This window comes from Allobosea sp. RIT-PG3_2 (assembly GCF_057321085.1).
The window spans coordinates 589,257-604,270 of the sequence record NZ_JBXWCA010000002.1 but is presented as its reverse complement, the minus strand read 5'-3'; the positions used below and the strand labels follow the sequence as shown (position 1 = coordinate 604,270).

Genomic DNA, 15,014 nt, shown 5'->3' with positions numbered 1-15,014 from the left:
CTCCGCAGCCGACCTGCTGAACTCGTTCCACCTGAAGGACCTCTGCCATGTCGACCGCATCGACCCGCTTCATCGAGGAGCCGGCACGCTCCATTCCCGTCTCGGCCGAGTACGACGTGCTCGTCGTCGGCGGCGGGCCGTCCGGCATCACGGCGGCACTGGCCGCGGTCGAGGATGGCCTGCGCGTCGGGCTCATCGAAAGCCGCAGCTTCGTCGGGGGCAACATGACGATCGGCCTGCCGGTGCTCGGCTTCCTCGGCCAGAAGGGCAACCAGATCATCGACGGCCTGCCGCAGAAGTTCATCGAGCGGCTCCGCAAGGAGCGTGACGGTGCCAGCGAGCACCGGCCCTGCCCGCTGCATATGGGCATTACACTGGTCGAGCCCGAGGCGGTGAAGACCGTGGCGCTGGAGATGCTGACGGAAGCCGGCGTCGACGTGCTGTTCTACACCTTCTTTGCCGGCGCACTGGTCGAGAACGACACGATCCGCGGCGTCATCACCGAGAGCAAGAGCGGCCGTACCGCGATCCTCGCCAAGGTCGTGATCGATTGCAGCGGCGATGCCGATGTCGCCTACAGCGCCGGCGTGCCGACCGAGAAGGGGAATGCGGAGGGCGGCATGCAGCCGCCGACGCTGATGTTCTGCCTCGCCGGCGTCGATACCGACGCGCTGCGGATGAGCATAGCCAACGCCCCGCCCGAGGCGCGCACCTACCTGACCGACTTCATTCCGGCGGAGTATTTCGGCCAGAACCGGCAGTTCATCGTCGTCGGCATGCGCGAGCTCATGGCCAAGGCCAAGGCCGAACGCGGGCTGAAGATCGCCAATGAGCGCACCATCATCATCACCGGCCTGAAGAAGGGCGAGGTCTGGATCAACATGACCCGCGTCAAGGGCACTGATGGCACCGATGCCCGCAGCCTGACCAAGGGCGAGATCGAGGGCCGCGCCCAGATCGACGACATCGTTGCCTATCTCGTCGGCTATGTGCCGGGCTTCGAGAAGGCCTATTTCACCAAGACCGCGCCCTTCCTCGGCATCCGCGAGACGCGCCGCATCGTCGGCCAATATGTGATGACGCAGGAGGATGTGCTGGCCTGCAAGCATTTCGACGACGCGATTGCGGTGGCGAGCTATCCGATCGACATCCATCGCCCCTCCGACGATGGCTGCACGCTGATCTGGTGCGGCGACTGCTACGACATCCCCTATCGTTCGCTGGTCCCGCAGAAGATCGGCAACCTGCTGGTCGCCGGCCGCAGCATCTCGGCGACGCATGAGGCGATGGGCGCGATCCGCGTGATGGCGACCTGCATGGCGATGGGCGAGGCGGCCGGGCGTGCCGCCAAGATCTCCGTACGCGGCAACCGCCCGCCTGCCGAGATCGACATCGACGAACTGCGCCGGCAGCAGCTGGAGAGCGGCGTCTATCTGCGCAACCCGGACGGCACGCGGGCCGGACCGCCGAACCGCGCCGCAGCCTGAGATGACCGGGCACTTCATCGGCATCGATGTCGGCACCGGCAGCGCGCGCGCCGGCATCTTCGACCGGCGCGGCCGCATGGTCGCGACGGGCAAGCGCGACATCGCGCTCCATCGGGACGGGCCTGATATCGCCGAGCAGTCGAGCGAGGATATCTGGGGCGCCGTCTGCGCAAGCGTGCGCGAGGCCATGGCCGCGGCCGGGCTCACGCCCGAAGCGATTGCCGGCATCGGCTTCGATGCGACCTGCTCGCTGGTGGTGCTCGGGCCGGGCGGAGCCTCGCTGCCGGTCGGTCCGCATGGCGACGCCAGCCGCGACATCATCGTCTGGATGGACCACCGTGCGCTCGCTCAGGCGGAGCGCATCAACGCGACGCGCCATCCCGTCCTCGCCTATGTCGGCGGCACGATCTCGCCGGAGATGGAGACGCCGAAGCTGCTCTGGCTCAAGGAGAAGCTGCCGGCGACATATGACGCGGCCTGGCAGTTCTTCGATCTCGCCGACTATTTGACCTGGCGCACGACCGGTTCGCTGGCGCGCTCGACCTGCACCGTGACCTGCAAATGGACCTATCTCGCCCATGAGGGACGCTGGGATGCCGGTTATTTCCGTCAGATCGGGCTCGGCGATCTCGGCGACGACGGCTTTTCCCGTATCGGGACCGAGATCGTTCCGGGCGGCACTTCGCTCGGGAACGGACTCGCCGGGCAGGCGGCTGCCGAACTCGGGCTGAATCCCGGAACCGCCGTCGCTGCCGGTCTCATCGATGCCCATGCCGGCGGCGTCGGTTCGGTCGGCGTTCGCTCGCCCCATGGCACGGCCCTGACCCGCATGGCCTATGTCTTCGGCACCTCGGCCTGCACCATGGCGAGCAGTCGCGAGCCGATCTTCATTCCCGGAATCTGGGGTCCCTATTTCTCCGCGATGGCGCCGGGCCTCTGGCTCAGCGAGGGCGGCCAGTCCGGTGCCGGCGCCGCGATCGAGCAGCTGATCGGTTTCCACCCGGCCGCGCCGGAAGCGCAGCGCCGGGCTATGGCTGAAAACCTCTCGCTGCCGGATTGGCTTGCCACGCAGGCGGTGCTGCGGGCCGGCGAGGCTTCGGAAGCCGTACATCTCGCACAGGGGCGCGTCGTGGTGCCGGATTTTCTCGGCAACCGCTCGCCCCATGCCGATCCGCAGGCGCGCGCCGTGATCGCGGGCCTCGGCATGGAACGCGACCTCGACGATCTCGTCGCGCTCTATGTCGCCGGCCTGACCGGCATCGGCTACGGGCTGCGGCAGATCGTCGAGGCCAGCCGCGCCAAGGGCGCCGTGATCGAGGCGATCGTGCTCAGCGGCGGCGCCGGGCGCCATCCGCTCGTCCGGCAGCTTCTCGCCGATTGCGCCGGGTTGCCGGTGCTCGTGCCGGATGGCGTTGATCCCGTCCTGCTCGGCTCTGCCATGCTGGGCGCGACGGCGGCCGGCGCATTCCCCGATCTTGCGCAGGCGATGGTCGAGATGGCGCCGGAGGCCGGAGTCTTCGCCCCCGCCGGCGACGAGATCGCCCGGCTGCACGACCGCCGCTTCGCGGCATTCGAAACACTGCAGGCCGCCGCGCGCGAGGCACGCGAACTCATGCGCGGCAGCCGGGATCAATGCGGATCGGAGACGCCGACGTGACTCAGGAACTGACCGGGAAAGTTGCAGCGATCACCGGAGCCGCCTCGGGGATCGGGCTCGCCTGTGCGAAACGCCTGATCGCCGCCGGCGCCCGCGTCGTCCTCGTCGACCGCGACCGCGAGACTCTCGCAAAGGTCTGCCAACCTCTCGGGCCGGGAGCGATCCCGCTGGTCGTCGACCTGACCGATGCAGCCTCCGCCGCCGGCATGATGCCTGATATCCTCGACAGGGCGGGGCAGCTCGACATCTTTCATGCCAATGCCGGTTCCTATGTCGGTGGGCCGGTCAGCGAGGGCGATCCCGACGCCTGGGACCGCATGCTGAACCTCAACGTCAACGCGGTCTTCCGCAGCATCCATGCCGTGCTGCCGCATATGATCGCGCGCAAGACCGGCGACATCCTCGTCACCAGCTCGGTGGCCGGCGTCGTGCCGGTGGTCTGGGAGCCGGTCTATACGGCCTCGAAGCACGCAGTGCAGGCCTTTGTCCACACGCTGCGCCGGCAGGTGATCCCGCACGGGCTGCGCGTCGGGGCGGTCCTGCCCGGCCCTGTCGTGACGGCCCTGATTGCCGACTGGCCGCAGGAGAAGCTCGAGGCCGAGCGCGCCCGTGGCGGCCTGATCGAGGCGGAGGAGGTGGCCGAGGCCGTGCATTTCATGCTGACCCGCCCGCGCAACGTCACGATCCGTGACCTCGTGATTCTGCCCCAGAGCACGGATCTGTGAGAAACGCCCTGCTTCGGCACAGCCGGGGGTGAAAAAGCGGTCACAGCGCCGAAAGACATAGGGGGCCGAACCGGAAATGGCGCGCTTTTCCCGGCGAAACAGCACGCTGTCTGATTAACGCGTGGAGAGGATACGGGGTGGCGTTTACCAGCGACACTCTGGGAATTGGGCCGGACGCCATGGCGCCCGGCCGCTCCGCCAAACCCCAAGAACCTCAGAAATGCGGCTTCGGCTGAAGTTTTAGCGTCGTTCTGGTCGAATCGGCCATCTTCGCCAGCAGCCAGTCGGGGTTGCCGAGGTTGAAATAGCCCTTCAGGAGACAGCGCCAGAACACGCGCTGCGCGTTCGACGATGGTCCGTGCTCAGCAAGGATTCTCGCCCATTCGGCGGCTGTGCGACTTCCGTGGATCGCACTGTTGTTCATTCCCGTCCGCCGAAAGCAGGCCAGCGTTTGATCGATCCGGCCGTAGGGGGCCTTGGTCAGGGCCCGGCAGAACATCTCGTAATCGCCCGAGTCCTTGTAGGTGATGTTGAAACCACCGAGTTCCTCGAAGAAACTCCGCGAGAAATAGGTTCCCATATGCATGATGGGATTCCAGCCGAGGCTGACCAGCATCGCCGGGGTCATCCAGTTCGGAGGAGCTGCAAGGCGGCCCAGGCTGTGCCCCTTCGAGTCCGTCCATTTGATGCCACCGACGACCCAGCGCCGGCCGCTCTTCCGATAGGCCTGGACCACCGCGGCCGATGCGCCATCGAGCATCACGTCATCGGCTCCAAGGAAGCCCAGCAACTCGCCCGAAGAGTCGAACGAGCCCTTGTTGATGGCGTCGAATATCCCGCTGTCCTTGCCTTGGAGGACCCGCAGCCCGTAGCTGCGGGCTAACTCGACAGTGCCGTCGGTGCTGCCGCCGTCGACGATCACATGCTCGATTTCAATATCCTTCGTCGTGTTTCTGCGCGCCGACTCGATACATTCTTTCAGATACTCGACCGCATTGAGCGTCGGAGTCACGATAGTCACGATCATGGAGCGGCTCCCCGTTTACGCTGACCGTGTCACGAGAGCTGAGGCGAAAGCATCGCTTCCGGCCTCGTTGCGATCATCGGGAGCGTCTCGTCGCCGCCGATGTCGTGCTCGTCGAGGACCGGGATCTGGGAGGCCGCGTTCTGCATTGCCCACATGGCTGCCTGGGTCCGGTTTCTGACACGCACCTTTCGCAAGATCGCCTTCACATGCACCTTCACGGTCGCCTCGGCGATCTGCAGCTTGCGCGCGATGACCTTGTTGGATTCGCCCAGCATGAGCCCTTCCAGGATGCTCACCTCCCGGCCGGAAAGGCCCGAGAACGGAGACCCGTCGGCCCTGCGCTGCACGCCTTGGAGAAGGCGCTGCGGTTCGACCGCAACTTCGGAAAGCTGTGACAGGAGTTCGGGTGGGAAGACGGCACCGTTCGCGATGACGACCTCCAGCGACATGATGAGATCCTGCGCGGATACGGATTCGACGAGATAGCCGACGGCGCCGAGCTGTACGGCGCGCCGCATCAACTCGCGATTGTCGCGGAGGGCGAGGGCTACGATCTTGGCGTTTTTGAACTGCCTTTTGATGTCACCGAGGATCGAACAGGACATGTCGTCGATGACGACGATGAAGAGGTCGGGGGATCTCTGGCCGTTTTCGTACTTCTGAAGATCGAGACTTGCGGATCTCTGGCTCACATGGAACCGCGCGCCGCTCAGCAGTTGTGTAATTCCTTCTCTCAGCAGAGCGTTGTCACTTAGAACGGCGGTCTCGATAAGTTCAGGCATCGTACTCTCCATCCACTCGACACGAAACGAGAGCGAACTACGGAAAAAAGCCTTGATCGTCATTTGCGCACGTAACTGACTCGGTTTCAGAATTAGTCAGATAACCGAGAACATCGCATGTGCTACCCATTTAGAGACCGAAGACCGCCAACCATCGCTTTCATGACCCTAGGTCATCATTAATAATTAGTTCACTCGGACGTGTTCGTCCTGTCAGGAGAATACGATCCTCGTAAGGGTAAACCTTACAAAGAAATTTCAGATTAAATGCGTTGGGAAATCACCCGCGCGGGCCGGCCTTGTTGGGCCTGGCCCCGTCCCGGCCTTCCGGGCCGTTTTGGAAGGTCCGCAGCAAATCGCGAGCGAGAACTGCAGCTTCCGTTCGGTTGCGGACGTTGAGAACGCGCATCAACGCCGAAACATGGATTTTGGTCGTCGGCTCCGCGATATGGAGCGCCTGAGCGATCTCGCGGTTCGAAAGTCCGTCCGCCAACAGCATCAGAACGTCCCGCTGGCGCCGCGTCAAGCCGAACGGACCCTGTTGCTGGCTCGATCGGCGCTGCTGAACGTCTCGTGCTGGTTGGCCTTCCGCAGCGGAGCTGAACGGCGTGAGTTCTCGCGGCACCGACAGGCGCCCGGCCAGAACGTCTTCGATCGATTGAACGATTTCGTCGTCGCGCTGCAGCTTCGAAATGAAGCCTTGGAAACCTTCGGCGATGAAATGGAGAACCTGGTCGAAGGTGCAGTCCGTCGCGATGATGACGTAGCGCGTAGTTATGGAAGCGCGCTTGAAGTCCCAGATGACACCCGGATCGGTAGAGCCTGTCAGGTTGAGGCTGACGAGCGCGAGTTCGATAGGCTGTTCCTCCATCAGGCTGCGCATCAAGCCGGCGCGATCGGCAACCTCCAGAAACTCAGCCTCCGGCAACGCGGCTTGCAGAATGACGCGCAAACCGGTCCGATAAAGCGCGTGTTCGTCGGCAACGAGAATCCTGACCATTGGTGCGTTCAGCCGATCCAGGCGCCCTCTTTCGATCGAGAGGCGCGGCCTTCTTTGGCGCCGCTTTGCTCGGTCCCGGACGGCGGTTCCGTCTGGACCGAAACTCCCAATTCCCCATGCATCGTCGTAGCGGGAACGGGCCGCCAAGTCGCCCCGCCCTTCCGGGCAGGGGGGCGCATTGCGCTTGGCGTTTTATTTCCGCCGACGCCAAGCTGGTTACTCCCAGAGCCGGCGCACTAGCTCAGACTGAGGATGGCTCGGTCGATTGCCTCTAGATATCGAGGATCCAGCCATGGGTGGCGCCGTATCTGATGATGTCGAGACGTGAGTGCAGCAGGAGCTTCTTGCAGGCTCTGTATCGATAGGTCTCGACCGATTTGACGCCCAGCCCGATACGGCGGGCGATCTCCTTGTTGGAATGCCCGACGGCTGCGAGACGCAGGACCTGCAACTCGCGATTGGTGAGGCTGCCATTGGGGGTCTCCAATTCGGAGCCGGGCTTCTGCGCAAGCTTGCGAATCCATTCGGAGCGGAACTCCTCGAGCTCGGAATCGATGTAGACGCCACCGCTCTGGACCGTCTTGATGGCCTGCGCGATCTTGTCGCTCGGCGATGACTTGAGGACGTAGCCGCGGATGCCCGTCCTCAGCGCCTTCTGCACGTAGCTCGGTTCCTCAAAGTGGGTCAGCATGACGATCCGCGTGTGAGGCGCCTTCTCGAGAATGCGCTCTGCCAATGCGACGCCGTTCATGCCTGGCAACCCCATGTCCAGAACGACGATGTTGGGATTCTGCTCTCGAACCAGCGTAAGCGCCTGCGAGGCGACAGTGGCTTGCCCGACCAGTTCAAGCCCGGGGAGACTGCGCACCAACGCCGCTAGCCCGGTCAGGATAACCGGGTGATCATCGACCAGAATGATCCGTTCCGTCATGACGGCGCACTCCGCTGCTCGCGGTTCAGCGATGCGAGGGCGGTGACGGTTGTCCCTTGTCCGGGGAGCGATTCGATCTGCAACACACCCCCTATGCTGCGCATCCGCTGCTGCATTCCCAGCAAACCGATGCCGGTATCATAAAGTTCCCCCCGCTGTTGCAGTTCTGGAGCGTAGCCGGCGCCGTTGTCTGTTATCGTCAGCGAAACGGAGGTCGCGCTGCCTCCCAGGACAACGTCGATCCTTCGCGCGCCGCGCGCATGCTTCAGCACGTTCGTAAACGCCTCCTGGGCCACGCGATAAAGCGCGCTTTCAACGGGCGCGGGCAGGAATTTGGGCACCGCTCCCTTCGTGGTGAAGGAGAAGTCCAGCGCCCCGTCCGTCGCACAGGAAACGAGGGTGACTTCGAGCGCCCGGCTCAGGCCGAGCTCTTCGACGATCCGGGGTCTGGCGCCCACGACGGCGCGATGAATGCGGCGGCCGACCTCGGCGACGTGCATGGTGATGCCATCGAGATGCGCTCGCGCTGAACCGTGCGCGGAATCGCGCAGTTTCCTCAACCCTGCGAGAACGGCGACCATCTCGTGTCCGACATGGTCGTGCAGATCCTGTGCGATGCGCTCGCGCTCGTCGGTGCGGATATGCTTGATCTCTTGCTGAAGTTCGCGCTTTTGCGCCTCCACGACGCGCAGTGCCTCGGTGACGAAAAAGTACTGCTCGACCAGACGCAGGCGGTCCTTGCGCAGCTCCCCCAACTGGTCGAGCACCAGCGCCAGGCGCCGCTCTCCCGTCTCGTTCCTCATCCGCTGCGCCTGGGCCGACAGCCGGGGGTCGAGCACGGGTGAGAGACGCAACAGGAGGGTGGAAGGACGACCGCGTCGCCGGGTGGTGATGGCGCTGCCGAAGCAGCGATAGTTGACGATCCCCCCCGGCCCGGTGAGGCTGACTTTTTCCATCACCGGCTGGCGAGAGCCCGAGCAGCGAACGAGATATCTTCGCAGCATTTCGGCCGGGTCGGCGCAAATGTCGAACAGCGAGAATGTCGAGGTTGCGAGAGGGAAGATCGAGCGTGCCGCGCGATTGAGTGCACGGATGCGGCCGTCGCTCAGGGCGATCATCGATGGGTCGAAACAGGCGTGGATGTCCAAATCAGTCTGCATCGGCAGTTGCGTCGTCGCGAAGGTATTCCGTGGTGTCCAGCCGCAGCCCTTTGCGGTTGAGATGGATGACCACCCGGCATCCGGCCGCCCCGGTCGCAATCGTCTGTTCGAGGTCGACGGCCGCGGAGCCGACTGTGTTCGCGGCCATGCGACCGAATATGTTCGACGTCAGCATGCAGAGCGACGGATGGTTGCGAACCGCATCCCCCAGAGGGCAGGCCCCGTTGCCCAGAACGATGCGATCTTCGTTCTCCTCAATGATAAAGAACGCCCCACCGGCGCGATTGGCCAGATCGACCAAAACGAGCGGAAGTTGCTCGGGACTGAGGCGGTGTCTTCCCAGCGTCGTCCTGTATTGCTTCTCGATCTCGGCTCCCAACTCGGTCGCGATACTGCCGATGAAGATCGACGCATCGTCCAGGCCGGCGGTTTTTTCGAGCAGATCCGCCATGCCGGCGACCAGCGCGTCGAAAAGACGATGATTGTCGTAGGCGATATCAAGCGAGCTTATGGTCTTTGATGACGCTTCGGCAGCAGACGTATTCACTCCAGCGCCCCTCCTGCGCAGATTGGTGGGTGGAGACGAGCGTACAGGTGGTGGAATTTGCAATGACGATCCGCCGCCTTCGGGGTTCGAAGGCGCGAGGACGCCGAACTCTGATCGTGCCTGACCCAAGTTAGACCCGCCCTTCTGTAGGGCCGCATCTAGATGCTACCATAATATTCGGCCTGTGTCCGGTGTATTTTTACGTCTTTTTTATAGAGAAATAGAGGGAACGGACAATTTTCGATGGAAGGCGCGCCGTTGACGAAAACGTGATATCGAAATGTTGTGCGGCAGCGTAGGATTACTATTGCCGCAGTGTGGTATATTATTGCTCGTGATATGCCATTCAGGAAAATTCGTATGATTATTAAAAATAATAATAAATCTTACGGAAAATTATTAATCGATTTATCTTATGATGGCGGCGCCGAGCAGTATCCAGAGTCGGGTTCCGTGATCTATTCGCAAGGAGAGCCAGCGGATTCGATTTATTTTATACATGACGGGGAGATCAGAATCTCAACCGTGTCGGCCCATGGAAAAGAGGCTGTCGTGGCGATCCTCAGGGCCGGCGATTTCTTTGGCGAAGGCTGTTTGGCAGGGCAGGAGGTAAGGATCGCGACTGCTGCCGCGTTGACGGACAGCAGTATCGTTAGGGTTGAAAGAGCCACGATAGTCCGTGTTTTGCAAGAAAATCGCGCCGCTGCAGGCGCCTTTACGTCCCACCTTCTTGCCCGCAACATCAGAATGGAAGCAGATCTGATAGATCAGCTCTTTAACTCAAGCGAAAGGCGGCTCGCCCGCCTCCTGTTGCTTCTTGCCAATTTCGGCAAGGAGGGAGCGCCTCAGCCGATCATTGGCGAGATCAGCCAGGAAACACTGGCGGAAATGATAGGCTCGACGCGCTCGCGTGTCGCTCGCTTCATGAACAAGTTCAAGCGACTGGGGTTCATTTCAGACAACGGTCGCATCGAGGTTCATAATTCGCTCCTGAGCGTGGTCCTGAGGGACAATCTCCATGACCTCGCGATTACGGACGAGGATGACGCGCCCTCACCGCAGGGTTGAGGTCGTGGGTTCGGTCCTGAAAACGGTCTGAGGCGCTGCGGAGGCAATCAGTTTTCGAAGCCGTCGCCAGACGAACGGCAGGAAACTTTGCTCGGAATGGTCGATGGGCGTGGGAAGGATCAGGCCGGGGTCGATCAGCATCTTCCCGCCGGTCATGCCCGCGAGGCGGCGGTTGAGGGTCAGGTGCTCGCAGATGCTCGGTCCGTCCCCGAGATAGCTTCCCAGCCGATAGACAGGCGCGCGATAGAGGCACAAGCCATTGAAGGTCGACGAGCACGCGATCTCGCGATCGACGGTGAGCGCCCGCTGGTGCGGATAGATTCGCGAACAAAAGAAGCGATAATAGCTGAAGATATTGCCCCGACTCTCCGCCAGATCGTCCAGCAGCGTATCGAATGATCTGCATTCGTCCTGAAATGCCAGGAGATCATAATAATGGGGTCGCGACGTCGCTGACACGCCGAAAACGCCCGGCCGATCGAGCTTGGATGCGGCTTTGAGCAGTGCTGCGACGGAAGGCGGCCGGGCGATGACGTTGTCGATGTCGAGAACGCAGACGACATCGGGCTTGAGGTTCGAGGCCTCGCATTCCGTCTTGATCCGCTCGCGGCCGAGAGCCATCCGCTTGAGCCGATCGGGCTCGTCCGCCATGAAAGGCGTCGGCACCAGCACGAGTTGCCCGTCTGCCTCGGCACGTTGAAGCAGTGCCCGCGTCCCGTCACGCGAGCCATTCTCGCCAACGAAGGCGGCTACGCTCAATCCCTCGGAGCGCAACGCTTCCAACAGATCGAGGAAGCGCGGGATCGTCTCGGCACAATTCCTGGCCAAGGCCAGGAAAACGAAATCGCACCTCATTGTGGCGTCCCGCTCTCAGGCATCCGGGCTCCTGATGGCGATCAGCGATTTGGAGAGGAAAAGGACGTTTTCCGTCAGAATCCGCGCATCCGGGAAGAGCTCGGTGATCTGAGCCCGGTCGAGCATCGAGGTGCCTTCCACGATCCGCATGGCGTGGTCGAGGGAGGTCGCCTTGGCGTAGAAGCCGCGAGCCTTCGTCGAGACCAGGCGCCGCTGCAGCGGCTGGGGCAGCCAGTGCATCAACGGCGCGTTGCTGTGCGGGTCGAGAGGGAACCAGAAGTTCGGTGTCTGGACGTAGTAGCACGGTGCAAGCCGCCTGATCTCGGCGGCGACGCGCTTCATGTCCTCCCAGCGGCCTACATGCTCGATCAACGAATTGGAGTGGACGAAGTCGAAGCTGAGATCGTCGAATTGCGCGACGTCGCGGGCATCCCCCTGGACGAAGCGAAATCGCCGGTCGGCGGGATCTTCGCGCGCTTCGATGTTCAGGATGCAGATCTCGACGCCCGAGGCCGGGATATCGTACTGCCAGTATTCCGCATCTCCTCCGAGATCGAGAATCCGGCACGACCCCCGCTCCCTGATCAACCCCTCGATGATGGGCAGGACATGGGTCTTGAACCGCTCCTCCCGGAAGTGCGAGCGACGGAACGATCGCGGTATCATGTTCATGGGGTTCGGACCTCGCGATGTCGGTTCTCGGCGCCGAATTCTACCCGCGTACGCGTGTTCGGGCCGCGTCTCCAAGGACTAGATGCTTCAAGCGTCCGGACTACGCCGTCAGGGGTAGGTTCGCGAGGCCCGAGGTTATTTCGGGCGAACGAGCTGGCCGTTCGCCTCCTGGCCGAGATTGCGGAATCTCTCATAGGAGATCGCGCCGTGCCCCCAGATGAAGGCGGGCGATGCAGCCGCCAGGCGCAGCACATAGGTGTTCCGGTCGAAACGGTTGCCGCCGGTTTCGATGATCCCGAAATTCGGATTCAATCTTGCGACGTCGCTGGCGCCGCCGGAGATACCAGCCCGCCCGTTGTAGATGACTTCGTTGTCATGGACGCTGTTGCCGGCGGTCCTGTAGAACGTCTTTCCGGCGCCCGCCGCGCGAGCTGGCCGATCGATCCGCTCGCGGCCCTGATCGACCAGCACGATGCCGGCGCTGCCTTCCGCCACGGTGACGGTGTTGCCGTAGACCTCGACGCCCTGTGAGGCGGCGATCTGGATGCCGGCTCCCCAGATCCAGGCGCTCCCTTGCTGGCCGCCCAGCCCCGTGCCGTTGAGGCCGACGATATTGTTGCGGATGATCGCGTCGAAGCTGATCTCGTAGAAGATACCGGCATCGGCGTTGCGCTCGACCCGGTTGTCCTCGATCAGGATGTTGCGGCAGTCGACATCGCACCACAGGCCCGAGCCGAAATTGTCGTAGACATGGTTGCGGCGCAGCGTCAGGCGCTCCACCGCCCCCGCCTTGACGCCGCCGGCTTCCCAGGCGGCGTCGAAACCGAAGATGTTGTTCTCGTAGATCTCGTTGTCCTCGATCACGACATCGACGCCGTTGGGCGAGATTCCGAGCTGACCATTATGGTGGACCTTGTTGCCGCGAACGACGCTCCTGTCGCCCGTCGCGATTCCCGATCCGCTGTTGAAGCGAGCCTCGTTGCCTTCGATCAGCCAGTCGGTTGCCCGCCGATCCTCGTCGCCGTAGATCGCGCCCTGCTGGGCCGGCGTCGCATATTTCTCCACGATCAGCCCTTTGACGGTGACGTTGCGCGCCCCGTCATTGCGGAAAGCGTAGGGCTGGAGCGTGCGTTCGAGCCTGCGGCCGCGGGGATCGTCTGCGAGATAGAAGCGGCTCATCAGAGCATCCTGGAACACTGCGCCGGGTCGCAGATCGGCGAGAGCGGAGACAGGCTCCAGCGGCTGATCATCGAGAAAGAAGCGCTCCGCATCGTTGCAGCGCGGGCGAGACTTCAGGCAGGTGCCGAACGGGCGGATGTCCAGTTTCACGGCTGATCCCATCCAGAAGCGCCCTTCCTGCCGCATATCGGTGATCAGCTCGGCCCCGCTCAGGGTCGCGCCGGGCTCGCCGATGAAGGTCTGTCCATCCTTCGGGGCGATGAGCTGTGCCCGGTGTGTCCCTGCGCCGATGCAGAATGTCGCTCCCGTCGGCGCCTTGGTGACGAGCGCCTGAATGGACGAGCCGACCGGAACCGGGATCGCCGCAGCTGGACATGCCGTGCTTTCGGCGGCTTCGGACGGGCGGCCGCCGCTCAGGCAAGCCGCCGCAAGCAGCGTGGCAGCGCCTGCGATGCGCGCGCCGTTGCGAAGCGCCGGACGGGGAGAGGCGGGGGCGTCTATCACATGCATGCCCCGATAGATCATCAGGGAGCCGAGGCCGATGCCGAAGATGATCCAGAAGGGAATGCCGAGCATCGGCCCTTCGAGGGCGACGTCGAAGGAGGCATCGATGATGATCGCGGCCAGATAGCAGACGAGGAAGATGAAGTAGCGCGACCAGTCCCGGTCTCCGCGCAGCCAGGCGGCGCGCGCGATGCGCAGCAGCGCCACGATCCAGCTGGTGAAGGTCAGCACCCAAAGCGCCAGCCCCGGCACCCCGCCTCTGGCGAGATAGGTCATGTGGACGCTGTGGGGGCTGCGCAGTGTCGGGCCGCCGCGCTCGAGGCCGACGACGAAGCCGTCCGCTTCCGCCAGATTCACGCCGAAGCCCTTGCCCGTCCAGAAATAGGACCCGTGGAGGGTATAGTTGCGGATGGCTTCCCACCAGCGTAGCCGCCATTGCTTGGTGCCGTCGAGATTGTTGGCGTCGCTGGGCATGGCGATGCTGGCGACGTTGTCGATCACCGCGCGGGCGCTGATCGGCCTCTCGCCCCTGGGCAGATCGATCTCGAGATCGGCCGCATACGCCGCGCACATGACGACGGCGATGAGACCGCCGATCGTGGCGAAGCGGCGCAGCTGTCCCGTGAACACCATCGCGAAGACCAGTGGAATCATCAGGGCAAGCATTCCGCCGCGGCTTTGGCTGGCGATGAGCAGAGCCGCCGCGATGGAAACCACGAGCCAGGCACGCCTGACTTTGCAGAGCCCCAGGAGGACGAGCACGAGTGCGCCGCAGAGATGGGCGGCCAGCTCTCCCGACCGGACGGAGATGATTTCGACATCCTGCCCGGGAAGCTTTGGAATCGAGGTGCCGGCGAACCGCGCGACCAGATAGGCCACGATGGCAATCGGGATGATGATGCGCGCGTGAATCCTGAAATAGCCGACGATCTGGGCAAGTCTCGCCGGGCGTTCGACCAGCAATGCCGCCACGATGAAGGCAAAGCCGGCATAAAGCGCGACAGCTCCGTCACGCAACGCATCGACCTTGTAGGTGCCGATCCCCTGAAGAGTTCGCAGCAGAACCCAACCCATGAGCAGGGCGGCGCTGATAGCGGGGATCGTGGCGAGAAGCGAGGTTGCGCAGCCGGAAGCCAGGAATGCCAGGATGCCGAGAACAAACAGCATCTCGCCCATGAAGAGCGGCGGCACGCCGAGATAGGCGAAGCTCTTTCCAAAAAGGACATATCCGGCGAAGCCGAGGGCGAGGATCGGGAAATAGCGATCGGTCGCTCGCCGATCGGAAACACCGGCCGCCTGTATTGATGACGCCTCGGCCACGATCCGCTCCCGTCATGCGTCCGCGATCGCGGCCGCCACCAGGCCAGACTAGCGCGCGGGCGATTCGAAGCAGGATGGGCTTTGGGGGTAGCCACACCCT

13 protein-coding genes are annotated in these 15,014 nt (G+C 63.2%); 4 read left to right on the top strand and 9 right to left on the bottom strand.

Features of this window, described 5'->3' with window-relative positions; genetic code table 11:
• Positions 1-47 precede the first annotated feature (47 nt).
• From AC2FAN_RS08410 to AC2FAN_RS08400, 3 genes are read left to right on the top strand one after another with little or no spacing between them, the layout of a single operon-like run.
• Positions 48-1,487: an FAD-dependent oxidoreductase gene (locus tag AC2FAN_RS08410; protein WP_485173383.1), complete on the top strand. Its 1,440-nt coding sequence runs from the start codon at positions 48-50 to the stop codon at positions 1,485-1,487.
• Between the two features lies 1 nt (position 1,488).
• Positions 1,489-3,144, top strand: coding sequence for an FGGY-family carbohydrate kinase (locus AC2FAN_RS08405; protein WP_485173382.1), 1,656 nt, complete (start codon positions 1,489-1,491; stop codon positions 3,142-3,144).
• Positions 3,141-3,869 carry an SDR family oxidoreductase gene (locus AC2FAN_RS08400; protein ID WP_485173381.1) on the top strand — a complete coding sequence of 243 codons (729 nt, stop codon included), beginning with the start codon at positions 3,141-3,143 and terminating at the stop codon, positions 3,867-3,869. The genes AC2FAN_RS08405 and AC2FAN_RS08400 overlap by 4 nt, the downstream gene beginning before the upstream one ends.
• Positions 3,870-4,083: 214 nt before the next feature.
• Here the strand turns inward: AC2FAN_RS08400 and AC2FAN_RS08395 are convergent, their stop codons facing one another.
• The 6 genes from AC2FAN_RS08395 to AC2FAN_RS08370 form a co-directional block, all read right to left on the bottom strand.
• The gene (locus tag AC2FAN_RS08395) at positions 4,084-4,896 is read right to left on the bottom strand and encodes a glycosyltransferase family 2 protein (RefSeq protein WP_485173380.1); all 813 of its coding nucleotides are present in this window, start codon (positions 4,894-4,896) and stop codon (positions 4,084-4,086) included.
• Between the two features lie 29 nt (positions 4,897-4,925).
• A complete protein-coding gene (locus AC2FAN_RS08390; RefSeq protein WP_265051295.1) occupies positions 4,926-5,741 on the bottom strand; it encodes a LuxR C-terminal-related transcriptional regulator in 816 nt (271 codons plus the stop codon).
• 217 nt (positions 5,742-5,958) lie between these two features.
• Positions 5,959-6,825 (bottom strand): LuxR C-terminal-related transcriptional regulator, encoded by an 867-nt coding sequence (locus AC2FAN_RS08385; RefSeq protein ID WP_485173379.1) that lies wholly within the window; start codon positions 6,823-6,825, stop codon positions 5,959-5,961.
• 124 nt (positions 6,826-6,949) lie between these two features.
• Positions 6,950-7,609 (bottom strand): response regulator, encoded by a 660-nt coding sequence (locus AC2FAN_RS08380; protein WP_265051297.1) that lies wholly within the window; start codon positions 7,607-7,609, stop codon positions 6,950-6,952.
• Positions 7,606-8,769 (bottom strand): sensor histidine kinase, encoded by a 1,164-nt coding sequence (locus tag AC2FAN_RS08375; RefSeq protein WP_485173378.1) that lies wholly within the window; start codon positions 8,767-8,769, stop codon positions 7,606-7,608. The genes AC2FAN_RS08380 and AC2FAN_RS08375 overlap by 4 nt, the downstream gene beginning before the upstream one ends.
• On the bottom strand, positions 8,759-9,316 hold the full coding sequence (locus AC2FAN_RS08370) for a methanogen output domain 1-containing protein (protein ID WP_485173377.1): 558 nt from the start codon (positions 9,314-9,316) through the stop codon (positions 8,759-8,761). The genes AC2FAN_RS08375 and AC2FAN_RS08370 overlap by 11 nt, the downstream gene beginning before the upstream one ends.
• 360 nt (positions 9,317-9,676) lie before the next feature.
• Between AC2FAN_RS08370 and AC2FAN_RS08365 the strand changes: the two genes are divergently transcribed.
• Positions 9,677-10,384 carry a Crp/Fnr family transcriptional regulator gene (locus AC2FAN_RS08365; protein ID WP_485173376.1) on the top strand — a complete coding sequence of 236 codons (708 nt, stop codon included), beginning with the start codon at positions 9,677-9,679 and terminating at the stop codon, positions 10,382-10,384.
• Here the strand turns inward: AC2FAN_RS08365 and AC2FAN_RS08360 are convergent.
• From AC2FAN_RS08360 to AC2FAN_RS08350, 3 genes are all read right to left on the bottom strand, one after another.
• Positions 10,370-11,035, bottom strand: coding sequence for a glycosyltransferase family 2 protein (locus tag AC2FAN_RS08360; RefSeq protein WP_265051301.1), 666 nt, complete (start codon positions 11,033-11,035; stop codon positions 10,370-10,372). The two genes, AC2FAN_RS08365 and AC2FAN_RS08360, sit on opposite strands and share 15 nt — an antisense overlap.
• Before the next feature lie 219 nt (positions 11,036-11,254).
• The gene (locus tag AC2FAN_RS08355) at positions 11,255-11,911 is read right to left on the bottom strand and encodes a class I SAM-dependent methyltransferase (RefSeq protein WP_265051302.1); all 657 of its coding nucleotides are present in this window, start codon (positions 11,909-11,911) and stop codon (positions 11,255-11,257) included.
• Positions 11,912-12,046: 135 nt separating this feature from the next.
• Positions 12,047-14,914 (bottom strand): right-handed parallel beta-helix repeat-containing protein, encoded by a 2,868-nt coding sequence (locus tag AC2FAN_RS08350; RefSeq protein WP_485173375.1) that lies wholly within the window; start codon positions 14,912-14,914, stop codon positions 12,047-12,049.
• Between the last annotated feature and the right edge of the window lie 100 nt (positions 14,915-15,014).

What these genes read in the sequence shown, in the direction of transcription:
- AC2FAN_RS08410 (WP_485173383.1), top strand. Translation starts at nt 48, where the DNA reads ATGTCGACCGCATCGACCCGCTTCATCGAGGAGCCGGCACGCTCCATT.
- AC2FAN_RS08405 (WP_485173382.1), top strand. Translation starts at nt 1,489, where the DNA reads ATGACCGGGCACTTCATCGGCATCGATGTCGGCACCGGCAGCGCGCGC.
- AC2FAN_RS08395 (WP_485173380.1), bottom strand. Translation starts at nt 4,896, where the DNA reads ATGATCGTGACTATCGTGACTCCGACGCTCAATGCGGTCGAGTATCTG.
- AC2FAN_RS08390 (WP_265051295.1), bottom strand. Translation starts at nt 5,741, where the DNA reads ATGACGATCAAGGCTTTTTTCCGTAGTTCGCTCTCGTTTCGTGTCGAG.
- AC2FAN_RS08380 (WP_265051297.1), bottom strand. Translation starts at nt 7,609, where the DNA reads ATGACGGAACGGATCATTCTGGTCGATGATCACCCGGTTATCCTGACC.
- AC2FAN_RS08375 (WP_485173378.1), bottom strand. Translation starts at nt 8,769, where the DNA reads ATGCAGACTGATTTGGACATCCACGCCTGTTTCGACCCATCGATGATC.
- AC2FAN_RS08365 (WP_485173376.1), top strand. Translation starts at nt 9,677, where the DNA reads ATGATTATTAAAAATAATAATAAATCTTACGGAAAATTATTAATCGAT.
- AC2FAN_RS08360 (WP_265051301.1), bottom strand. Translation starts at nt 11,035, where the DNA reads ATGGCGGACGAGCCCGATCGGCTCAAGCGGATGGCTCTCGGCCGCGAG.
- AC2FAN_RS08355 (WP_265051302.1), bottom strand. Translation starts at nt 11,911, where the DNA reads ATGAACATGATACCGCGATCGTTCCGTCGCTCGCACTTCCGGGAGGAG.